Source organism: Methylovorus sp. MP688, from assembly GCF_000183115.1.
GTDB classification, from domain to species: Bacteria; Pseudomonadota; Gammaproteobacteria; order Burkholderiales; family Methylophilaceae; genus Methylovorus; species Methylovorus glucosotrophus.
The window spans coordinates 486,693-507,511 of record NC_014733.1; the positions used below are offsets into that span (position 1 = coordinate 486,693).

At 57.1% G+C, this 20,819-nt stretch carries 20 protein-coding genes; 14 read left to right on the top strand and 6 right to left on the bottom strand.

Annotated elements, in window-relative coordinates:
• Positions 1-4 precede the first annotated feature (4 nt).
• From MPQ_RS02360 to MPQ_RS02405, 10 genes are all read left to right on the top strand, one after another.
• Entirely contained in the window at positions 5-913 is a 909-nt protein-coding gene (locus MPQ_RS02360; RefSeq protein ID WP_193373540.1) for a D-alanine--D-alanine ligase, read from the top strand.
• Positions 903-1,658: a cell division protein FtsQ/DivIB gene (locus MPQ_RS02365; RefSeq protein WP_013441290.1), complete on the top strand. Its 756-nt coding sequence runs from the start codon at positions 903-905 to the stop codon at positions 1,656-1,658. The genes MPQ_RS02360 and MPQ_RS02365 overlap by 11 nt, the downstream gene beginning before the upstream one ends.
• A gap of 37 nt (positions 1,659-1,695) precedes the next feature.
• Positions 1,696-2,934, top strand: coding sequence for a cell division protein FtsA (ftsA, locus tag MPQ_RS02370; protein WP_013441291.1), 1,239 nt, complete (start codon positions 1,696-1,698; stop codon positions 2,932-2,934).
• 79 nt (positions 2,935-3,013) lie between these two features.
• Entirely contained in the window at positions 3,014-4,183 is a 1,170-nt protein-coding gene (gene ftsZ, locus MPQ_RS02375) for a cell division protein FtsZ (RefSeq protein WP_013441293.1), read from the top strand.
• A gap of 243 nt (positions 4,184-4,426) precedes the next feature.
• A complete protein-coding gene (gene lpxC / locus MPQ_RS02380; protein ID WP_013441294.1) occupies positions 4,427-5,356 on the top strand; it encodes a UDP-3-O-acyl-N-acetylglucosamine deacetylase in 930 nt (309 codons plus the stop codon).
• Positions 5,357-5,372: 16 nt separating this feature from the next.
• Positions 5,373-5,555 carry a hypothetical protein gene (locus MPQ_RS02385; protein WP_013441295.1) on the top strand — a complete coding sequence of 61 codons (183 nt, stop codon included), beginning with the start codon at positions 5,373-5,375 and terminating at the stop codon, positions 5,553-5,555.
• A 137-nt stretch (positions 5,556-5,692) separates the two neighbouring features.
• Complete coding sequence (locus MPQ_RS02390) at positions 5,693-7,660, top strand: lytic transglycosylase domain-containing protein (RefSeq protein ID WP_083801032.1); 1,968 nt, start codon at positions 5,693-5,695, stop codon at positions 7,658-7,660.
• A 2-nt stretch (positions 7,661-7,662) separates the two neighbouring features.
• On the top strand, positions 7,663-8,610 hold the full coding sequence (locus tag MPQ_RS02395) for a complex I NDUFA9 subunit family protein (protein WP_013441297.1): 948 nt from the start codon (positions 7,663-7,665) through the stop codon (positions 8,608-8,610).
• 12 nt (positions 8,611-8,622) lie between these two features.
• Complete coding sequence (locus tag MPQ_RS02400) at positions 8,623-9,846, top strand: multifunctional CCA addition/repair protein (RefSeq protein WP_013441298.1); 1,224 nt, start codon at positions 8,623-8,625, stop codon at positions 9,844-9,846.
• A gap of 316 nt (positions 9,847-10,162) precedes the next feature.
• Positions 10,163-10,519, top strand: coding sequence for a PEP-CTERM domain protein (locus MPQ_RS02405; RefSeq protein ID WP_013441299.1), 357 nt, complete (start codon positions 10,163-10,165; stop codon positions 10,517-10,519).
• Between the two features lie 95 nt (positions 10,520-10,614).
• Here MPQ_RS02405 and slmA read toward each other — a convergent pair whose 3' ends face one another.
• The 3 genes from slmA to argB all read right to left on the bottom strand — a co-directional run bounded on the left by slmA (position 10,615) and on the right by argB (position 12,786).
• Positions 10,615-11,175, bottom strand: a complete 561-nt coding sequence (slmA, locus tag MPQ_RS02410) for a nucleoid occlusion factor SlmA (RefSeq protein ID WP_013441300.1) — start codon at positions 11,173-11,175, stop codon at positions 10,615-10,617.
• Positions 11,176-11,256: 81 nt separating this feature from the next.
• The gene (locus tag MPQ_RS02415) at positions 11,257-11,886 is read right to left on the bottom strand and encodes a pyrimidine 5'-nucleotidase (protein WP_013441301.1); all 630 of its coding nucleotides are present in this window, start codon (positions 11,884-11,886) and stop codon (positions 11,257-11,259) included.
• A 15-nt stretch (positions 11,887-11,901) separates the two neighbouring features.
• Positions 11,902-12,786, bottom strand: a complete 885-nt coding sequence (argB, locus tag MPQ_RS02420; RefSeq protein ID WP_013441302.1) for an acetylglutamate kinase — start codon at positions 12,784-12,786, stop codon at positions 11,902-11,904.
• Between the two features lie 92 nt (positions 12,787-12,878).
• Between argB and MPQ_RS02425 the strand changes: the two genes are divergently transcribed.
• On the top strand, positions 12,879-14,549 hold the full coding sequence (locus MPQ_RS02425) for a formate--tetrahydrofolate ligase (protein WP_041361962.1): 1,671 nt from the start codon (positions 12,879-12,881) through the stop codon (positions 14,547-14,549).
• 136 nt (positions 14,550-14,685) lie between these two features.
• On the opposite strand, the gene MPQ_RS02430 is transcribed toward MPQ_RS02425, so the two are convergent.
• Both MPQ_RS02430 and argA read right to left on the bottom strand, forming a co-directional pair.
• Complete coding sequence (locus MPQ_RS02430; protein WP_013441304.1) at positions 14,686-15,111, bottom strand: Hsp20/alpha crystallin family protein; 426 nt, start codon at positions 15,109-15,111, stop codon at positions 14,686-14,688.
• A gap of 115 nt (positions 15,112-15,226) precedes the next feature.
• Positions 15,227-16,798 (bottom strand): amino-acid N-acetyltransferase, encoded by a 1,572-nt coding sequence (gene argA / locus MPQ_RS02435; RefSeq protein WP_013441305.1) that lies wholly within the window; start codon positions 16,796-16,798, stop codon positions 15,227-15,229.
• A gap of 151 nt (positions 16,799-16,949) precedes the next feature.
• Between argA and MPQ_RS02440 the strand changes: the two genes are divergently transcribed.
• The gene (locus MPQ_RS02440; protein WP_041362536.1) at positions 16,950-18,284 is read left to right on the top strand and encodes an Nramp family divalent metal transporter; all 1,335 of its coding nucleotides are present in this window, start codon (positions 16,950-16,952) and stop codon (positions 18,282-18,284) included.
• Here the strand turns inward: MPQ_RS02440 and MPQ_RS02445 are convergent.
• The gene (locus MPQ_RS02445) at positions 18,281-19,012 is read right to left on the bottom strand and encodes a 16S rRNA (uracil(1498)-N(3))-methyltransferase (protein WP_013441307.1); all 732 of its coding nucleotides are present in this window, start codon (positions 19,010-19,012) and stop codon (positions 18,281-18,283) included. The two genes, MPQ_RS02440 and MPQ_RS02445, sit on opposite strands and share 4 nt — an antisense overlap.
• Positions 19,013-19,182: 170 nt before the next feature.
• On the opposite strand from MPQ_RS02445, the gene MPQ_RS02450 reads away from it, so the two are divergent.
• Both MPQ_RS02450 and MPQ_RS02455 read left to right on the top strand, forming a co-directional pair.
• Positions 19,183-19,734: a thioredoxin family protein gene (locus tag MPQ_RS02450; RefSeq protein ID WP_013441308.1), complete on the top strand. Its 552-nt coding sequence runs from the start codon at positions 19,183-19,185 to the stop codon at positions 19,732-19,734.
• Between the two features lie 55 nt (positions 19,735-19,789).
• Complete coding sequence (locus MPQ_RS02455; protein ID WP_013441309.1) at positions 19,790-20,785, top strand: GGDEF domain-containing protein; 996 nt, start codon at positions 19,790-19,792, stop codon at positions 20,783-20,785.
• The last annotated feature ends 34 nt before the right edge of the window (positions 20,786-20,819 follow it).

Genomic DNA, 20,819 nt, shown 5'->3' on the forward strand with positions numbered 1-20,819 from the left:
TGTGATGATGAAAAATTTTGGAAAAGTGGCGGTATTGATGGGCGGGCGCTCCGGCGAACGCGAGGTCTCCCTGAAGAGCGGCGGCGCGGTGCTGGCTGCCCTGTTGCGTCAGGGCGTGGAGGCTGCTGCCTTTGATCCTGCCGAGCGTGACCTGCATGAACTGCTGGCGTTTGATCGCGTGTTTATCTCGCTGCATGGCCGCTTTGGTGAAGATGGCACGGTGCAGGGCGCACTGGAACTGATGGGTATTCCCTATACCGGCAGCGGTGTGCTGGCCTCCAGCGTGGGCATGGATAAATGGCGCACCAAACTCTTGTGGCGCTCCGCAGGGATTGCGACGCCGGACTTTGAGCTGCTGGATGCCAGCAGTGACTTTGCCGCCGTGGAGCAGCGCCTGGGTCTGCCAATGTTCGTCAAGCCAGCCAATGAAGGCTCCAGCATCGGCATCAGCAAGGTCAAGCAGTCCGGCGCGCTGAAAGCGGCATACGAACTTGCCGCCAAGTCCGATCCACTGGTGATCGCCGAGCGTTTTGTCGGTGGTGGCGAATATACCGTGGGCATTCTGGGCGATGAAGCTCTGCCCATCATCCGTATCGTGCCGGCCAACGAATTTTATGACTTTGAAGCCAAGTATCTGCGCGATGACACGCAGTACCTGTGCCCATGCGGTTTGCCCGCCGAGCAGGAAGCCCGCATCCGCGCTGAAGCGCTGCAAGCTTTCCGTGCCATTGGTGGCCGTGGCTGGGGTCGCGTGGATTTTCTGATGGATGAAGCCGGCCGCCATTACTTCCTGGAAGTGAATACGTCGCCGGGCATGACAGACCACAGCCTGGTGCCGATGGCCGCCAAAGCCAATGGCATCAGCTTTGACGAATTGGTGATCCGCATACTGGAGTTGGCGCGTGTGGGATAAACCCCAGGTCCTGAACTGGATCGCTAACTTCCTGTTTGCGCTGGCAGCGGTGCTGATGCTGTATGGCGCGCTGTTTGTGGTCGTGCACCTGCCGATTTTTCCTATCCGCCAGGTGCGGGTAGATGGCTCGCTGGACCATGTGACGCGCGAGCAGATCAAGCTGATTGTCAGCCGCCACTTGCAGGGGAATTTTTTCACGATGGACCTGGAGCAGGCGCGCAGTTCGTTTGAAAAGCTGCCATGGGCAAGATCGGTGAGTGTGCGCCGCCGCTGGCCGGACAAGCTGGAGGTCACGGTAGAGGAGCATCGCGAACTGGCACGCTGGGGCGATATTGCGCTGGTGAATACCTATGGCGAACTGTTTCATGCGGCTTCGGATAGCGACCTGCCAGTGTTTTATGGGCCTGGTGATGGCGTGCATGAAGTGGCCGAGCACTACGGCAAATACAGCCAGCTGCTGTCGGTAGCCGGTATGCGGGTGAGCGAACTGGTGCTGACACCGCGCCGCGCCTGGCAGATACGCACCGACAAGGGCATGGTGATTGAACTGGGGCGCGAGCAGATGGATGAGCGGCTGGAAAAGTTTGCCGATGTGTATCAAGGCACGCTTTCCAAGCTGGGGGTGGCTGTGCGCTACGCCGATTTGAGATATCCGAACGGGTTTGCGGTACGCAAGCCTGAGACAGGCAAGGCCGAAAAACCGGCCACGAACGAGCCGATAACAGCCAAAGCGCGGGCGGCATAAGCACCACAATGAATGAATTGAAATACTGGAGAAATCAATGAGCAGGGTTAGAGATGATAAGAATCTTATCGTCGGACTGGATGTCGGCACATCGAAGATCGTCGCCATCGTGGCGGAGTTGCAGCCCGATGGTGGACTGAAAGTCATTGGTCTCGGACAGCATGCCTCGCGCGGCTTGAAAAAAGGTGTGGTGGTCAACATCGACTCCACCGTACAAGCCATACAGCGCGCACTGGAAGAAGCCGAGCTGATGGCGGACTGCAAGATCAGTACCGTGTTCACCGGCATCGCAGGCAGCCACATCAAGAGCCTGAATTCGCACGGCATGGTGAAGATCAAGGATGCCGAAGTGACGCAGATGGATGTCGATCGCGTGATTGAAACGGCGCGCGCGATTGCCTTGCCGTCCGATCAGCAGATCCTGCATATCCTCACGCAGGAATTCATTATCGACGGCCAGGAAGATGTGCGCGAACCACATGGCATGAGCGGCATGAAGCTGGAGGTGAAGGTGCATATCGTCACCGGCGCCGTGGCAGCCGCACAAAACATCGTCAAGTGCATCAAGCGCTGCGGCCTGGAAGTGACCGACCTCATTCTGCAACCGCTGGCTTCCAGCATGGCGGTGCTGACCGAAGACGAAAAAGAGCTGGGCGTATGCCTGGTGGATATCGGTGGCGGCACGACCGATATTGCTGTGTTCAAGCAAGGTGCGATACGCCATACCGCGGTGGTGCCGATTGCCGGTGACCAGATTACCAATGACGTGGCCGTGGCGTTCCGCACGCCTACGCAATCCGCTGAGGAAATCAAGATCAAGCATGGCTGCGCCTTGCGCCAGCTGGCGGATCCACGCGAAGTGGTGGAAGTGCCGGGTGTGGATAACCGTGATCCACGGGAGTTATCGGTACAGACCCTGGCTGAAGTCATCGAGCCGCGTGTGGTCGAGCTGTATGAGTTTGTACTGGGCGAACTGCGCCGCAGTGGCATGGAAGAAATGATTGCTTCCGGCATCGTCATCACCGGCGGTTCCGCCATGATGCGCGGCATGGTCGAGCTCGGCGAAGAGATATTCCACATGCCGGTGCGTCTGGGCATGCCGCGCTATGTGGGCGGTTTGTCAGAAGTGGTCGGCAACCCGCGCTATGCCACGGGTGTGGGCCTGGTGTTGATGGGCAAGCAGCAGATCGAGCGTCAGTTGCAAGGGCAAATGGAATCCACGTCCTTGAGCCAGATTTTCAGCAGGATGAAGAGCTGGTTTCAGGGCAATTTTTAGTAGCAGCAAGTAGCAGTGTCATCAGTAGCACGTGATTTAAGGCAGATTTTGTTAGGCAGACAACAAGGAGGATGTACAGATGTTTGAAATTATGGATAGAGATTCGCAAGAAGCGGTCATCAAGGTTATCGGTGTAGGTGGTTGCGGTGGCAATGCCGTGGCCCACATGATCGAAAAAGCGGTAGGCGGCGTGGAATTCATTTGCGCCAACACCGACATGCAGGCATTGAAGAAAAGTAATGCCAAGACCGTGCTGCAAATTGGTACGGATATCACCAAGGGTCTGGGCGCTGGCGCCCGTCCTGAAATCGGCCGCGAAGCCGCACTGGAAGATCGTGACCGCATCGCGGAAGTGATTGATGGCGCGGACATGCTGTTCATCGCCGCGGGTATGGGCGGTGGCACAGGTACTGGTGCTGCTCCTATCATCGCTGAAGTGGCCAAGGAAATGGGCATCCTGACCGTCGCTGTCGTGACCAAGCCATTTGCCTTTGAAGGCAAGCGCACCAAGGTTGCACAAGAAGGTCTGGAGGAACTTTCCAAGCACGTGGATTCTCTGATCATCATCCCGAACGAGAAGCTGATGCAGGTATTGGGTGAAGATGTGCCTTTCCTCGAAGCATTCCAGGCTGCCAACGACGTGTTGCATAACGCCGTGGCCGGTATTGCCGAAATTATCAATTGCCCAGGTCTGGTCAACGTCGACTTTGCAGACGTACGCACCGTGATGTCCGAAATGGGTATGGCGATGATGGGTTCCGCACTGGCTACCGGTCCGGACCGCGCTCGCATTGCCGCCGAGCAGGCTGTTGCCAGCCCGCTGCTGGAAGATGTGAATCTGGCTAACGCCCGTGGCGTTCTGGTCAATATCACCGCCAGCACCTCGTTCAAGATGAAGGAATACTATGACGTTATGAACACCATCAAGGCGTTCACTGCAGAAGATGCGACCGTCATCGTTGGTAACGTAGTGGATGAGAGCATAGGCGATGGTCTGCGTGTGACCATGGTGGCGACAGGCTTGAATGGGATTGTAGGCCGCCGTCAGCAGAAGCCTGAACTGCGTGTGATGACCCAGGTGCGCGACGGTACCACCAACCAGCCCATGTTTGTTGGCGGTGGCGTGGTGGAAGACGAAAGCCCCGCGGTATTCAGCAGCAACGGCCGCCGTGCTCAGGTGGAAGCCATGAAGCTGTCGGGTGTGGAGGAATACGATATTCCTGCCTTCCTGCGCAAACAGGCTGACTAGCCAGTACAGCATCAAGGTCTGAGCTGGTGTCGTCCCGACACAGGCTGTCAGCGTTGATGCAGGGGGCAACCCCGCATGTAAAAGCCAGTAAAACAGGCGAAAACCGTGTGGTTTTCGCTTGAGGAAAGCTGCCGGCTATGGCGGCGCATATGCTATGATGTTGAAATAATTGAGGTTAATGCCGCAGTGCTTAATGCTGCGGCCCAAGTGTTAACGGGTTGTATACCCAGGGTGTAAGAAATCATGTTGAAACAACGCACACTGAAAACCGTGATCCGCGCCACCGGCGTCGGGCTGCATACAGGCGACAAGGTCGAGATGACCTTGCGCCCGGCTGCGCCCGATACCGGAATTGTATTCCGTCGTGTCGATCTGCCCGACACGGCGGCATTCAAGGTGCAGCCTCAATTCGTTACCGATACCCGTTTGTGCTCAGCCTTGGAGCATGGCGGCAGTCGCGTAGCCACCGTCGAGCATTTGATGTCCGCCTTGGCCGGCCTTGGTGTAGATAATGTGCAGGTGGATCTCACCGCCGGTGAAGTGCCCATCATGGATGGCAGCGCCGGTCCGTTTGTCTTCCTGCTGCAGCAGGCAGGGATAGTCGAGCAGCCTGCGCTCAAGAAATTCATCCGTATCAAGAAAACAGTGGAAGTCCGTGATGGCGACAAATGGGTGCGCTTCGACCCCTATTTCGGCTTCAAGCTGGATTTCACTATTGATTTCAATCATCCGGTGTTTGAACACAGCGGCAAGCGCGTCGTGATCGATTTTGCTGACAACTCCTATATCAAGGAGATCAGCCGTGCTCGTACTTTCGGCTTCATGCATGAAGTCGAGTACTTGCGTTCCAATGGACTGGCCCGTGGCGGCAGCCTGGATAACGCCATCGTGCTGGATGAATACCGCGTGCTGAACAACGATGGCTTGCGCTATGACGACGAGTTCGCCAAGCACAAGGTGCTGGATGCCATTGGCGACCTCTATGTTCTGGGGCATCCGGTAATCGGTGCGTATACCGCCTATAAATCCGGCCATGCCATGAACAATCAGCTATTGCGCAATCTGCTGGCCGATCAGGAAGCGTGGGAATATGCCACTTTCGAGCGTACCGAAGAAGCACCTAGCGGCTTCCAGGCGCCGATCGGCATGCCGCCTGTCCTGCAATACGCCTGAGCCCGGGTAATCCCTGATGCTGGTCTTGCGACTTTTACTGGTCATCGGGGTCATCGCGGTGGCTGTTTCAATGGCGGTTTACCTGCTGTCCGGCGATAAACGCTACCTTCGCTTTTCCTGGCAATTGATCAAGTTCACCGGTGTTTTGCTGTTTGTGGCGGCGGTCATCATGGCCATGGGCCGCATTATCCTGTTCTGATTTCCTTGGTGTAATCTCACAGCCCAGGGCTGGGTTGTCCGCGCAGGATTGCGTGGCAAAACGTGTCCTATTCGTGCCCCATAGCCAGTAGCCCTGTGCTATGCTTTTCTCAGTAGTAATCGACACAGGCTTTACCCATGCAACGGTACTCCGCAGTTTTCAGTTTTGCTTTCATGCTCATGGTGTCCACGGCGGCGTCTGCACTCCTTGTGCCTGCAGCACAGGCTGCCAGCAATGAAGAGTTGTTCAACGATGCCCGCATTGCCTACAAAAACCGGGATGATCTTAGCCTGGAACGTGACTTGCAGCAGATGCAGGCACAAGACTATCTGCTCGCCCCTTATGCCGATTACTGGTTGATGCTGCTGAGGCTCAACCAGTCGGACAGCCAGACCGTACGCACTTTTCTCGCCCAATATGCCGATATGCCATTTGCCGACCGCGTGCGCGGCGAGTGGCTGAAAGGCCTCGCCAAGCGCCAGGAGTGGACGACCTTTTTTGATGAGCTCCCCGCCTTGAAGCGGGATGATGCCGGGGTCAGCTGTTATGCCCTGGAAGGTCGCGCCATCCGTGGCGATAGCGATGCCCTGGCGGAAGGCCGAACACTCTGGATGAGCACCGCCGAGCAGCCGGTCAATTGTCTCGCCTTGTACGATCGCATGCAGAAAAATGGCGCCTTGAGTAATGACCTGATCTGGGAAAAGTTCAGGCTGCTGATGGCCGATAACAAGGTGAGCCCGGCCAAGCTGGTGGCACAGCGTATATCGACGATGGATGCCGCGGCCCTCAAATTGCTGGACAAGACTTATCAGAATCCGCAGCAGGCGCTCGAAAAGAAAACGCTGAGCCTGAAAACCCGCTATGGCCGCGAGCTCAATCTTTACGCCCTGGACCGTCTGGCACGCACGCAGCCTTTGTATGCGCTGGATATGTGGCAAAAGCTGCAAGCTTCATTTGAGCCCGCCGAGCAGGATTATTTCTGGAGCAGGTTAGCCCTGCATGCCGCGCGTCGGCATGACCCGGCCGCCCTGAGCTTTTATGACCGGGTGCCTGCGGCTGCCCTGGATAAGGAACAGATGGCCTGGAAGGCCCGTGCCGCGCTGCGTGTCAGCGATTGGTCACGATTGCTGAACACCATTGCCGAAATGCCAGCCACGCAGCAGCAGGAGGCCGCCTGGCGTTACTGGAAAGGCCGCGCGCTGAAGGAGCAAAAGCAGATCCCTGCCGCCAATGCACTGCTGGTACCGTTGTCGCGTGAGCGGAGCTATTACGGCCTGCTGGCGGAAGACGAGCTGGGCGACGTGCTGAGCGCGGTACCTGCCAGCTATCGGCCCACCTCGGCAGAAGTGGAAGCCGTGAGTGCTGTCCCTGGCATACAGCGTGCGATGGAGCTGCAGCGCTATGACATGCGCTGGGAGTCGCGCACCGAATGGGCCGCAGCGACCACGGGCTTTGATGACAAGCAGATGATTGCCGCTGCCGAACTGGCCGCCAAGCAGGAGTGGTATGACCTCGCGATTATTACCGCCGACAAGACCACCAGCACGCATGATTTTTCCTTGCGCTACCCCACGCCTTATCGCGAAATCGTGCGCGGTTTTGCCAAGGAACAGGGGCTGGATGAGGCCTGGATTTATGGTCTGACCCGTCAGGAAAGCCGATTCATGCACTATGCCAAATCCGGCGTGGGTGCCTCTGGCCTGATGCAGGTGATGCCTGCCACTGCCAAATGGATCGCCAAGCGCATGGGGTTGGATAACTACCAGAACACCATGATTCACCAGCTGGATACCAATGTGCAGCTGGGGACTTACTATATGCGCTACACGCTGGATCTGATGGGCGGGCAATCCCTGATGGCAACCGCGGCCTATAATGCAGGACCGGGGCGCGCCCGGCGCTGGATGGCGGATCAACCGCTGGAGGGGGCGATTTATGCCGAAACCATTCCTTTCAGCGAGACGCGCAACTATGTGCAGAAGGTCATGGGCAATGCTTATTATTATGCGCATCGCCTGGGCACTAAAATACTAAGCCTCAAGCAGCGGCTCGGCACAGTGGGCGGCGGCGGAGGGGTAATGACGACGGAAGAGGCGGAAAACTAAGCATGAAAATAAAACAAATATGTGTACTCGGTGGTTCTGGCTTTGTCGGTAGCGCAATTGTTCACCGTTTGAGTGCGGCCGGTTATCTGGTCAAGGTGCTGACGCGTCGGCGTGAAGCCAGCAAGCACCTGATCCTGCTGCCCAATGTGCAAGTCGTGGAATGCGATGTCATGGATGATCAGGCCTTGCGTACGCACCTGACAGGCTGTGATGGGGTGATCAATCTGATAGGCATACTGCATGAGAGCCGCAAGGCCAGCTTCGAGGCCATGCATGCCGAGCTGCCCAGCCGTCTGGTGCAGTTGTGTGTGAAGCTGGGTGTCTGTCGCCTGCTGCACATGAGCGCCCTGCAAGCGGCGCCCGATGCGCCCAGTGCCTATCTGCGTTCCAAGGCAAAAGGCGAAGCGGCCGTTCTGGCCAATGCGGATCGCCTGAATGTCACCATCTTTCGGCCATCGGTCATTTTTGGCCGCAATGACAGCTTTCTCAATCTGTTTGCCAGCCTGGTCAAGCTCATGCCTGTGGTCGCCCTGGCGAAACCCCAGGCACGCTTTCAGCCCGTATGGGTGGAAGATGTAGCCCAGGCATTTACCAATGCCGTTGAAAATGCCGAGACCTTTGGTCAGGTATACGAATTGGGCGGCCCACGCGTGTACACCATGAAAGAGCTCATTCTGTTCGTTGCGTTTGTGCTGGGCAAAAAGCGCATGGTGGTCGGGCTTAACGACAAGCTTTCTTACCTGCAGGCCTATGCGCTGGAAAAAATGCCCGTCAAGCTGATGACGCGTGACAACCTGAGCTCCATGGAAGTGGATAGCGTGACCAGTGCACCTTTCCCCGCTGTGTTGGGCGTCACGCCTACCGCGCTGGAAGCGGTGGTGCCTGAATACCTGACCAATGACACGCCACGCAACGCCTATAACCGTTTTCGCGGCCTGGCCGGTCGCTAGGTTCTGGTGGGCATGCAAACCTTTGTCGTGGGCGGAGCCGTGCGGGATGCGCTGCTGGGCTTGCCCGTGCAGGATCAGGATCATGTCGTGGTTGGCAGCACCCCGGCAGAAATGGAGGCGGCGGGTTTTCGTCGTGTCGGCAAGGATTTTCCTGTCTTCCTGCATCCGGATACCCACGAAGAATATGCGCTAGCCCGCACCGAGCGCAAAACCGCCAAGGGGTACAAAGGGTTTGAGGTGCATGCCTCCCCCGATGTCACGCTGGAAGAAGACCTGGCGCGACGCGACCTCACCATCAATGCCATCGCCCGCGCTGAGGATGGCAGCCTGATTGATCCCTACCATGGCAAAGCGGACCTGGAGGCGCGCATATTGCGCCATGTCAGCCCGGCATTTGCCGAAGACCCGGTGCGCATCCTGCGAGCCGCACGTTTTGCCGCAAGATTTACCGAATTTACCCTGGCTCACGAAACCCTGGCCCTGATGCAGCAGATGGTCGCTGATGGCGAGGTCGATGCCTTGGTGCCGGAGCGGGTCTGGCAGGAGCTGGCCAAGGGCCTGATGGAGGCTAAGCCTTCGCGCATGTTTGAGATGCTGCGTGCCTGCGGGGCCTTGCAGAGAATATTTCCCGAGCTGGATCGCCTGTGGGGCGTGCCGCAACCAGCCCAGCATCATCCCGAAATCGACACGGGAGTGCATGTCATGATGGTGATTGATTATGCGGCCAGCCAAGGCTATTCATTGCCGGTACGTTTTGCTGCTCTGACGCATGACCTGGGCAAGGGCACCACGCCGCCGGATATCTGGCCACGGCATATCGGCCATGAGTTGCGCAGCGTGGATCTGCTCAAGGATGTAGTCAAGCGCCTGCGAGTGCCCAACGATTGCCGCGAGCTTGCGCAGCTGGTGGCCAGGTTTCATGGCAAGGTGCATCAGGTTAACGCCATGCGGCCGGATACCCTGCTGCACTTTCTGCAGGAGCTGGATGCCTTGCGTCAGCCGACGCGGTTTGACGATTTTCTTAAGGCTTGCGAATCTGATTCGCGCGGCCGTGCTGGCTTTGAGCACAAAGCTTTTCCTGAAGCTGCTTATCTCAAGCACCTGCTGCAAGCCGTGATGCAGGTGGATGCTGGCGCCATAGCCCGACAGTTTTCCCATCCCGAAGAAATTAAAAATGCGGTATTTGCCGCCAGGCTGAGTGCCTTGCAGGAAGTATTGGCTGTCCGACATTCCTGAAAAACGTCACCATGCGGTGACACTTTCAGGCGCGGCGACTGAGGCATACGCTGCCTATCATTCGCTACACCTTCAATGGAAGCCAATAGCCACGCCACTTGCAAGCAGCATGCACGCAGATTGTTGCGTATCAGGCATGCATCTGGTGCATATTGACCGCGCTTTGTGCATGCCAGCTCGAACGCCAACTGGCTAATGCTATAAATCGCCGCATTTAAACGCTTTTTGACGATTTTTTGCCAGAAACCTATGGCTTATGCAAGTTGGCACGCGGATTGCTTTAGTTACACCAAACGTAACTTAAGGAGTCTGCACCATGAAACGAGCACTTGGTACTTCCTTGATCGCCGCGGTTGTTGGTCTTTCTCTCAACCACGCGGCACAAGCAGCAGAAATGCCTGGCAATCAGGCAGTCACTGCCAATTTCAGCATGAATGAGCCGGTGGCTTTGACCGCCAACACCGCTACCTTGCTGGCCATGGCCGATACTGGCCGGGCCGACCGCTTTTCCATGACGGCCATGGCAGATAGCAATATCGGCTTTGATGCACCAGCCGCGCCTGCCCAGTCCACCGAGCTGGCTTTGCGGCCAGTTCCTGAGCCCAAGGCAGTGATGCTGCTGACGGGCCTGGGCTTGCTGATGTTTGTGGGTTATCGCCGTTCGCGAATGTAGTCAGGCTGTCGGTTCGGATAATAAAAAAGGCGGACATGTTCCGCCTTTTTTATTATCTCTGTTAACAGAGCGTCTGTGCCGACTGAACCTCAGTTTCAGTTGATCAGCAGCCCGAGTTGCTGCTGTACGAATTCCATGGGTTTGCGCTTGAAGCCGCTCTTGGCGAATTGCTGCCAGCGCCCCACCACAAAACACAGCATCAGATTGGCTTTGGCTTCGGGTTGCAGTTCACGCCCAGTCTGGGTTTCTGCAATGCGCAGGCTTTGCTTGAGCGTGGACTCAATGCGATCAAACAACTGATTGATGCGGGTTTGCAGCGCGTCATCTTCATTCACCAGCGCGTCACCAATCAGTACGCGTGTCATGCCGGGATTTTTTTCCGCGAACAGCAGCAGGATGGTCACAATGCGCTGTGCCTGCTTCATGCCTTCGGATTCTTCGCTGGTGATTTTGTTGATCAGGCCAAACAGGGTTTGCTCGATGAATTCGATCAGGCCACCAAACATCTGCGCCTTGCCTGCGAAGTGGCGATAAAGCGCCGCTTCAGACACATTCAGGCGAGCAGCCAGAGAGGCGGTGGTAATCTTTTCGCGCTTGGGCGTTTCCAGCATTTTTGCCAGCGTTTCCAGAATCTGTTGTTTGCGTTCTCCAGCCATTGCTCATCCTTGCTAGGTAATAAGGTTAGCGGATTTTAGGGGAAAACGTCGCCGAGTGAAATAGCTGACTGCCTGCTGTTTCTATATTGTGTGACGAGTAAGCGCTAACACGCTGTTTAGTCTGGCAGATACGTAACATGGCTTGTGCAAACGACGTGTGATGTGCACGGTTTTCATGCCCAGGCGACGCGCGGTCCGCAGGGCGGGGAGATTATCTTCGACCATGATGCACTGGCCGGGGTGGGCGCGCAGGGTGCGCAACAAACTCTGAAAACCGCGCACGGAAGGCTTGGGGTGAAAGCGCGTGGACTCGACGCTATGCACAATCTCGAACATGTCTTCCACGCCAATCAGCTTGAGTACGCGCAGAGCGTATTGCATGGGCGCATTGGTGAACACGACTTTGCACCCGGGCAGGCGCAGCAGGGCATGTCGCAGGCGCTTGGCATGCACCACCATGTCAGGCAGGTTCATCAGTTCGTGGGTGCGCACCAGAAAATGGTAAGGGTCAGTGCCATGGTGGCGCATCAGCCCTTTCAGCGTGGCGCCATAAATACGCCAGTAACGCTGGCGCAAGGCATGGGCTTCTGCCTCGCCTAGCGCCAGGGTGTCCATGATGTAATGCGTCATGGCGCGATTGAGGTGCGGGAAGATATGGGCGGACGCGTCGTGCAACGTGTCGTCCAGATCAAAGATCCAGATAGGGCGCAAGGCGGGCGTCTGGCTTTATTTTGCCTTGATCAGGGTGCCCACCCCTTCATCGGTCAGCACTTCCAGCAGCAGGGCGTGCTCCACCCGGCCGTCGATGATGTGTACTGATTTGACGCCACTGCGCGCGGCATCCAGCGCCGAGCTGATCTTGGGCAGCATGCCGCCGGAAAGGGTGCCATCGGCCACCAGATCGTCAATCTGCTTGGGGGTCAGGCCGGTCAGCAGATTGCCTTCCTTGTCCAGTACGCCAGGTGTATTGGTCAGCAGGATGAGTTTTTCCGCACCAAGGATTTCGGCCAGCTTGCCAGCCACCACATCGGCGTTGATGTTGTAGGTTTCGCCTTCCGTGCCTACGCCGATAGGCGCGATCACTGGAATAAAGTCGCCACTATCCAGGAACTGGATCAGGCTGGGGTCGATGCCGCTGATTTCCCCGACCTGACCGATATCGATCATTTCGTCCGGCTTGTCCTTGTTGGGGATCATCAGCTTGTGCGCGTGAATGAAGTTGCCATCCTGTCCGGTCAGGCCGACAGCCTTGCCGCCGTTACGGTTGATCAGATTGACGATTTCCTTGTTGACCTGACCGCCCAGCACCATTTCCACGATATCCATGGTTTCTTCATCGGTGACGCGCATGCCCTGGATGAACTCGCCTTTTTTGCCCAGGCGGTCCAGCAGCTCGTTGATTTGCGGGCCGCCGCCATGCACGACGACGGGGTTCATGCCGACCAGCTTGAGCAGCACAACATCGCTGGCAAAGCATTCCTTGAGGTGCGGGTCGGTCATGGCGTTGCCGCCGTATTTGATGACAATGGTCTTGTCAAAAAAGCGTTTGATGTAGGGCAGGGCTTCCGCGAGGGTCTGGGCTTTTTGCGCGGAGGTGGTGTCGTTCAGCATGTGGTGTCTCGGCGTTGGCAATGCTGTGCATTTTACCTTGAACGGCTGCATTTGAGATGGTGTAATCTTCTAAAAAAACAAGGGGTATGGCGATGACGTCTGATATTGAAATTGCGCAACAGGCCAGCATCCTTCCCATGGAGGACATCGCGGCCCGTTTGGGGCTACCTGTCGAGGCGCTGGAGTTGTATGGCGCCCACAAGGCCAAGATCAATCTGCACAAGCTGCCCGTGCCTGCGGACGCCGGGCAGGGCAGGCTGATACTGGTCAGTGCCATCAGCCCGACCCCGGCTGGCGAGGGCAAAACCACTACTACCATAGGGTTGGGCGATGCCTTGCAGCGCATAGGCAAATCGGTATGCATCTGTTTGCGCGAGCCCTCCATGGGGCCGGTGTTCGGCATGAAAGGTGGGGCGACGGGTGGTGGTCATGCCCAGGTCATGCCGATGGAAGACATCAATCTGCATTTCACTGGCGATTTTGCTGCGATTGCAGCGGCGCACAATCTCCTCGCCGCGCTCATCGATAACCACCTGCATCAAGGCAATGCGCTCGGGCTGGATGTGCGGCGCATTACCTGGCGCCGTGTGCTCGATACCAATGACCGCGCCTTGCGCCATGTCGTGGTCGGGCTGGGCGGCAAGGCCAACGGTTATCCGCGTGAAGATGGCTTTGACATCGTAGTGGCTTCCGAAGTCATGGCGATTCTGTGCCTTGCCTCTTCGCTGGCCGATCTCAAGCGCAGGCTGGGCAATATCGTGGTGGGCTATCGCACCGATGGCCAGGCGGTGACGGCAGGGCAATTGCAGGCACAAGGCGCCATGGCCGTATTGCTGAAAGAAGCGATCAAACCCAATCTGGTGCAGACGCTGGAACATACCCCGGCCCTGATACATGGCGGCCCGTTTGCCAATATTGCCCATGGCTGCAACTCGGTGGTGGCGACGCGGCTGGCATTGCAGCATGCTGATTATGTGGTCACCGAAGCCGGCTTCGGCGCCGACCTGGGGGCCGAAAAATTCATCGATATCAAATGCCGCAAGAGCGGTTTGCGGCCGCATGCCTGCGTGATAGTGGCGACCATACGCGCACTCAAGTACCACGGCGGGCAAGCCCTCTCTGCCTTGCCGCAGGAGAGTCTATCGGCCCTCAAGCAGGGCCTTGCCAATCTGCAGAAGCATGTGGAGAACGTCAGTACGCATTACGGCTTGCCCTGTGTGGTCGCGCTGAACCGTTTTTCGCAGGATACCGAGGCCGAGCTGGCGCTGGTGCAGGCTTGCATGGCGGAGCAGGGCGTCAGGGTGGTGCTATGCACGCATTGGGCCGATGGGGGTGCCGGGGCGGAAATGCTGGCGCATGAGGTGGTGCGGCTGGCAGCGGCTGAGTCCACGATGCGTCTGGTGTATGCCGATGAAGACAGCTTGTGGGAAAAACTGCGCAAGCTCGCGACGGCAGTCTATGGCGCTGCGGATATTGCGGCCCCGGCGCAGGTGAAGGCGCAGCTGCAAGCCTGGCAGGATGCCGGCTATGGCCATTACCCTATCTGCGTAGCCAAAACCCCCTATTCTTTCACCACAGATGCGGCGCAGCGCGGGGTGCTTGCCGGCCATACGCTGACGGTGCGCGAGGCCAGGCTGTGCGCTGGCGCGGAATTCATTGTGCTGATTTGCGATGGCGTGAATACCATGCCCGGCCTGCCAGCCGAACCCGCTGCCCATCGTATCGATATTGATGACCAGGGGAATGTCAGCGGATTGTCCTAGCCTGAGACCTGCCCATGTCAGCGGGGGATATCTGAATGCATGTATGGGCAGAAAGTCCTGAGAAAAGAAAAGCCCCGACGGTGGGTCGGGGCTGGGGCAGGCAACTTGTGATTACCTGGGTAACTGCTGCTTTACGTTAATTAATGGTGAGTTTTCTGGCGCTGGTTGCCGCTTTTTTCGGCAGCGTCAGTTGCAGTACGCCGTCGCGGTATTGGGCTTCGGCGCGACTGTCATCAAGTTCATTCGCCAGCTCAAAGCTGCGCGACAGTTTGCCGTAGTGACGTTCGCTGCGTAGCAGTCGTCCGCCTTCCTTGACATCCTGTTCGCGTCTGGATTCCGCACTGATGGCCACACGATTGCCATCAATGGTGACGTGGATGTCTTCTTTTTTTACGCCGGGCAGATCAGCATGCACGGTGTAATGGTCGTCGTGTTCTTGCACGTCAATTTTCAATACGGCGGAGCGCTCAGCGCTGACTGGACGGAAAAAGCCCTTGAAGACATCGTCAAACGGATCCAGCGCGTTGACGGTGAAGGGATCGAAACGGGTAAGGTTGGCCATGTTTAATCTCCTTTAATGAGGTTGGGAATTGTGTTCCTGTTGTCATTAATGGGATCGGGCTTTTTGTTTTCAAGCCCCCATCCGTATCTATTTTGCCGCCCATGCGGCCTGGTTTTTACAGTTGTTTGGTAAATACCTTGGAGCGGCGTTGCAGGTTGTAAAGCTGCTGCCGCTGTTGCGGCAGGGCATTCACATCGCGCTCGATGAATCCTCGCTCTTCAAACCAGTGCTCGGTATGGGTGGTTAGGACAAATACCGATTTCAGGCCTTGCTCTTTGGCAATGCTTTCGCAGTATTGCAGCAGCCGGTCGCCACGTCCGCCACGGCGATAGGCATGATGCACCGCCATGCAGGCGAGCTCTGCGGTTTTTTCTTCCGGGAAGGGGTAAAGCGCCGCGCAGCCGATAATGCGGCCATCGTGTTCCATAACATGGAAGCGGCTGATTTCCATCTCCAGCCGTTCACGGCCACGCCGCACCAGCACGCCTTCGGCTTCCAGTGGCTCGATCAATTGCAATATGCCGCCCACATCGCTGATTTCTGCTTCGCGCATGGATTCCAGCGGCTGCTCGGTCACCATGGTGCCGATGCCGTCATAGGTGAACAGCTCTTGCAGAATGGCACCGTCAATATGGCGGCTGATCAGGTGGGTGCGGGCTACCCCCTGGTCACAGGCGCGTACGGCGGCCGGCAGGTAATACGCTTCATCTTCACTGAAATTCTGTGCGCCGCTGCCCTGGGTGTTGTTTTCTACATTGCGCAGCAGGTTTTTGGCTTTCAGTGCTGTCATTTCACGCAGCAGTTCGCCGCGCACGTTGTGTACGCCGTTGGCATCCATCAGAAAGATCAGCTTGTCTGCGTCCAGGGCGGCGGCGGCGCTCACGGCCACGTCTTCCAGCGTCAGGTTGAATACTTCGCCGGTTGGGGAGTAACCCAGCGGCGACAGCAGCACCAGTTCGCCGTCGTCCAGCCGCTTCTGGATGCCAATGGCATCGACCTTGCGCACGGTGCCGGTGTGTTGCAAATCCACGCCATCGCGCACGCCCAGCGGTCGTGCCGTGACAAAGTTGCCGCTGGCAACACGGATATCCGAGCCAGCCATCGGGGAGTTGACGATACCCATGGAGAGCTGGGCCTCGATTTCTACCCGAATTGCGCCATTGGCTTCTTTTACAGCTTCCATGGCTTGCGCATCGGTCACCCGCAGGCCGTTGACCAGGCGGGTTTCGATGCGGGCGCGCTTCAGGCGCGATTCGATCTGGGGCCGGGCGCCATGCACCAGCACCAGCCGCACTTCCAGGCTGGCGAGCAGGTTGAGGTCGTGCGACAGGGCGGTAAATTGGCCGTCTTCAACGACTTCGCCACCAAAGGCGATCACAAAGGTCCGGCCGCCAAAGGCGTGAATATAAGGCGCGGCCGAGCGGAACCAGCGCACAAAATCCTGGGGATGCTGCATGGGGCGCGGTGTCGTCGCGGGGGTGGTGGCCGTGTCGGCTTGCGCGTATAGCTGGGCGGGTGTGCAGTCCAGCGCATGACACAACTTGCGCAGCATGGACTCGGAAACGCCTTGCGCCCCGCGCTCGATGCGGGAGAGGTTGCCGCTGTCAGTGCCTACATTGGCTGCGAGGGTTTGCAGGGTGAGCGCGAGTGTTTTGCGCCGTTTGCGGATGGCTTGGCCCAGTGACATGGCGGTGTCCTTTTATGTAATGCGCAGACTTTATATAAATTTTGCGTAATTTGCAATTAATGAAATGGGTCTGTCTTGCCGAGAGTCAAGGGCGATGCTATAAACAGCCTTGATTCGCCTTCATTCCAATAACATCAATATCGGTGGCTTCATGATCAGATCCCTGCTTGCCCGACTGCCGCGCACGGCCACAGCGCCTTTCTGTCCGTCCGAAGTGCGTGGCACGGTTCAACTGGCCCCTGGGCTACCCTTCTGGAAAAAGCTGCTGAAATTCGCAGGCCCCGGTCTTCTGGTCGCAGTGGGGTATATGGATCCGGGCAATTGGGCAACGGATATCGAGGCTGGTTCCAAATATGGCTATGCGCTGCTTTTCGTGATTTTAAGCTCCAGCCTGATTGCCATTTTTCTGCAGGGCTTATGCATACGTTTGGGCATCGCCAGCCGTCGCGATCTGGCACGCTTGTGTCGTGAGCACTACAGCCGCCCGGTCAATCTCACTTTGTGGGCCATGGCGGAGCTGGCGATTATTGCCTGCGATCTGGCGGAGGTGCTGGGCGCGGCCCTGGCGCTGCATCTGCTGTTTGGCTGCTCGATTCTGACGGGGGTGGTGCTGACGGCCTTTGATACGCTGATAGTCCTCGGTCTCAAGGGCAAAGGCTTCCGCCAGGTGGAGGCAATCGTGCTGGGGCTGATCATGACCATCAGCTTGTGCTTTGTGGTGCAACTCTGGCTGGTGGGGCCCGATTTTGCCGCTGCTGCTGCGGGCCTGGTGCCATCGGGCGCCGCCTTGCACGATGCTGAGGCGCTTTACCTTGCCATCGGCATTCTGGGGGCAACGGTGATGCCGCATAACCTCTACCTGCATACCTCCATCGTGCAGACGCGAGTGGTGAGCGATCGCCCGGCTGACAAGCGCGAGGCCATCCAGCTTTCTACGATTGATACCGTGGTGTCGCTCAGCCTGGCTTTTTTCGTCAATGCGGCGATTCTGGTACTGGCGGCCGCGGCTTTTCACGCCAACGGCCACAGTGATGTGGCCGATATTCAGGATGCCCACCAGTTGCTGAGTCCGGTATTGGGCACGGCTGCTGCTGGCGTGTTGTTTGGCCTGGCCTTGCTGGCGGCCGGACAAAGCTCCACGCTGACCGGTACGATTGCGGGGCAGGTGATCATGGAAGGGTTTCTTGATCTCAAGATTCCCTGCTGGCAACGCCGTCTGATTACCCGGGGGCTGGCGCTCATCCCGGCGTTTATTGGGGTGTCGTTGTGGGGTGAGGGGGCAGTGGGCAAGTTGCTGGTACTCAGTCAGGTAGTGCTGAGCTTTCAGCTTCCGTTTGCCATTTACCCATTGATGCGGCTTGCCAGCAACCGCAAGGTGATGGGGGAGTTTGCCATCGGCTGGATGAGCCAGGCGCTGGCGTGGTTTCTGTTTCTGATGATTTCCTCGCTGAATGCCTGGCTGGTGTTCCGGTTTTTTGTGGCTTAAAAATCACCCCATACTGTATTGATGGCAGCAAGCGCAGCAAGAGCGGCGGTTTCTGTGCGCAGGATGCGCGGGCCTAACTGCACTCCGGTAAAGCCCTGGGAGGCGGCCATGGCAATCTCTTCGCTGGTCAGTCCACCCTCGGGGCCAATCAGCAGGCATATGGGTCCCTGCGGGAGAGGGAGGTCTTGCAGGCGTGTGCTTGCCAGTGGATCCAGCGTAATGCGCGTAGCAAATGGCGGGGCGCTTGATAGCCACTTTGCCAGCGATGTTGCTTGCCCCACCTCGGGCAGAAAGGCGCGGCCTGATTGTTCGCAGGCGGAGATGGCGACGTTCTGCCAATGTTCGCGTCGCTTGTCTGCCCGGTCGCCAGAGAGCTTGACGACGCTTCTCTGGCTGCTGATGGGCTGAATGGTATGTATGCCGAGTTCTACCGATTTCTGTATCGTGAAATCCATGCGGTCGCCTGCTGAAATGCCTTGTGCCAATGTGATCTTCAGCCTGGACTCATTGCTGACGGCGACAGCCTGCCCGGTTTTTACGATGACTTCATTTTTGCGGATTGTTTCGATTTCGGCACTGTAATCATGCCCATCGCCATTGAATAAACGCAGGGCATCGCCCACCTGCAGGCGCAGTACCTTGATAGCATGGTTGGCGGCGGTGGCTGGCAGGGTGATCGAGCTGTTGCTGGTCAATGGCACATCGGAGAAAAAGCGGGGGCTGGACATAAGAGCCTAAGTGAATGTTAGTATTGCGGATTATTTTAAAAGATCGGCTTGCTGGCGGCGAGTTTTTATCGGGTATGCACGAGATTTTGCGCGCATTCAGTTGAAGGGCGCATATCTCCACCCGACATGCAGGCGAGCGGATCAAGGCAAGATAGGAGCAGTCGGTAAAAATGGCAAGCGTAAATCCCCCGGTATGTGACTTCGGCTGGAAGGCACCTGACTTCAGTCTGCCTGACGCGGATGGGCGAATCTGGACTCTGGCAGATATTCGCGGTGAGCGTGGCACACTTGTCATGTTCATCTGTAATCATTGCCCCTATGTGCAATCCATACGCCAGCGGCTGGTGAATGATGTGCGTGAATTGCAGGCGCAAGGCATCAATACGATTGCCATCCAGTCCAATGATACTGTCGCTTACCCGGAGGATGGTCCGGAGCGCATGCGGGAAGTGGCCGCTGAGTACGGTTTTTGCTTCCCATACGTTATTGATGAGAGTCAGGATGTCGCTCGTGCTTATGGGGCGGTGTGTACGCCTGATTTCTTTGGCTTTAATGCCGACCTCGAGCTGCAGTATCGCGGGCGTTTTGATGCATCGCGCAAGGAGCTTGCACCAGAGAGTAGCAGGGATTTATACCGCGCCATGGCGCAAATTGCGGCCACAGGTCAGGGGCCACGTGAACAAATTGCCAGTATAGGCTGCTCACTCAAATGGAAAGAGTGAGTCATTTAATAAAAGCTTGAGCTTGTATATTCCTCCATTAATTACTGAATCTGCATTGTATTCGCCCACCATTCAAGGGGTGCTAGCCAAGCTGATCGCCCTTACCAGCGAACGCGATGTCAACGCGCTGGAGATTTCGCTCGCCCATGCCTTGTTTGAACTGGTAGCGCCTGGCGCAGTTGCCATATACAAGCTTGAGGATGTCCATAGCAAGAAATTCGCCCTTACCGTGATGGAAGGGGGTGATGTACCCAGCGCTCAGATTCCTGCCGATTTGCAGCATATGCTGGAGCAGTGTGTCGCCACTGGTCAGCGTCAGCAATACGTGCGGCAAGATGGTGAAACCGTCACGCTTTATCCTGTGAGCTGTGCCAAAAACAAGCCATTGGCCGTGATTGGCGTTACCGCACCCGAAGTAGCCGGTTTCGACCAGATTACCGGCATGCTGCTGCAGGTGTATCAGAACTTCATTGCCCTGATTAATGATAACGAGCAGGACACCCTGACCGGGCTGCTTAATCGCAAGACCTTCGAGCACAAGGTCAACAAGGTGGTGACCCGCGTGCAAAATAGGCATCAGCGCGAAGACGATGCGCTGGGCCTGCACTATTACATGGCGATTTTTGACATTGACCATTTCAAGCTGGTGAATGACCGCTATGGCCATCTGCTGGGGGATGAGGTGCTGTTGCTGTTCGCGCAACAAATGACTTACAGCCTGCGCGATCACGATCTGCTGTTCCGCTTTGGTGGCGAAGAATTTGTCGCCATTTTTGAATGTCATGATCAGCAAGAAATGCAGATGGTGCTGGATCGTTTCCGCGAGCGCGTCGCCGAATTCGAGTTTCCGCAGGTGGGCCGTATCACCGTGAGTGCCGGCTATACCGAGATCATGGCCTACGATGTTTCCTCACATATCATCGACCGGGCGGATGTCGCTTTGTATTATGCCAAGCATCATGGCCGCAACAGGGTTTGCAATTATGAGCGGCTGGTGGCAGAGGGCGCTCTCGAAAACAAGCGAAACGAAGGGGGAGTAGAGCTTTTCTAGTCCTTTTGATTAAACGGCGGTATTGCTCAAAAGT

What these genes read in the sequence shown, in the direction of transcription:
- MPQ_RS02360 (WP_193373540.1), top strand. Translation starts at nt 5, where the DNA reads ATGATGAAAAATTTTGGAAAAGTGGCGGTATTGATGGGCGGGCGCTCC.
- ftsA (WP_013441291.1), top strand. Translation starts at nt 1,696, where the DNA reads ATGAGCAGGGTTAGAGATGATAAGAATCTTATCGTCGGACTGGATGTC.
- ftsZ (WP_013441293.1), top strand. Translation starts at nt 3,014, where the DNA reads ATGTTTGAAATTATGGATAGAGATTCGCAAGAAGCGGTCATCAAGGTT.
- lpxC (WP_013441294.1), top strand. Translation starts at nt 4,427, where the DNA reads ATGTTGAAACAACGCACACTGAAAACCGTGATCCGCGCCACCGGCGTC.
- MPQ_RS02385 (WP_013441295.1), top strand. Translation starts at nt 5,373, where the DNA reads ATGCTGGTCTTGCGACTTTTACTGGTCATCGGGGTCATCGCGGTGGCT.
- MPQ_RS02390 (WP_083801032.1), top strand. Translation starts at nt 5,693, where the DNA reads ATGCAACGGTACTCCGCAGTTTTCAGTTTTGCTTTCATGCTCATGGTG.
- MPQ_RS02395 (WP_013441297.1), top strand. Translation starts at nt 7,663, where the DNA reads ATGAAAATAAAACAAATATGTGTACTCGGTGGTTCTGGCTTTGTCGGT.
- MPQ_RS02400 (WP_013441298.1), top strand. Translation starts at nt 8,623, where the DNA reads ATGCAAACCTTTGTCGTGGGCGGAGCCGTGCGGGATGCGCTGCTGGGC.
- MPQ_RS02405 (WP_013441299.1), top strand. Translation starts at nt 10,163, where the DNA reads ATGAAACGAGCACTTGGTACTTCCTTGATCGCCGCGGTTGTTGGTCTT.
- slmA (WP_013441300.1), bottom strand. Translation starts at nt 11,175, where the DNA reads ATGGCTGGAGAACGCAAACAACAGATTCTGGAAACGCTGGCAAAAATG.
- argB (WP_013441302.1), bottom strand. Translation starts at nt 12,786, where the DNA reads ATGCTGAACGACACCACCTCCGCGCAAAAAGCCCAGACCCTCGCGGAA.
- MPQ_RS02425 (WP_041361962.1), top strand. Translation starts at nt 12,879, where the DNA reads ATGACGTCTGATATTGAAATTGCGCAACAGGCCAGCATCCTTCCCATG.
- MPQ_RS02430 (WP_013441304.1), bottom strand. Translation starts at nt 15,111, where the DNA reads ATGGCCAACCTTACCCGTTTCGATCCCTTCACCGTCAACGCGCTGGAT.
- argA (WP_013441305.1), bottom strand. Translation starts at nt 16,798, where the DNA reads ATGTCACTGGGCCAAGCCATCCGCAAACGGCGCAAAACACTCGCGCTC.
- MPQ_RS02440 (WP_041362536.1), top strand. Translation starts at nt 16,950, where the DNA reads ATGATCAGATCCCTGCTTGCCCGACTGCCGCGCACGGCCACAGCGCCT.
- MPQ_RS02445 (WP_013441307.1), bottom strand. Translation starts at nt 19,012, where the DNA reads ATGTCCAGCCCCCGCTTTTTCTCCGATGTGCCATTGACCAGCAACAGC.
- MPQ_RS02450 (WP_013441308.1), top strand. Translation starts at nt 19,183, where the DNA reads ATGGCAAGCGTAAATCCCCCGGTATGTGACTTCGGCTGGAAGGCACCT.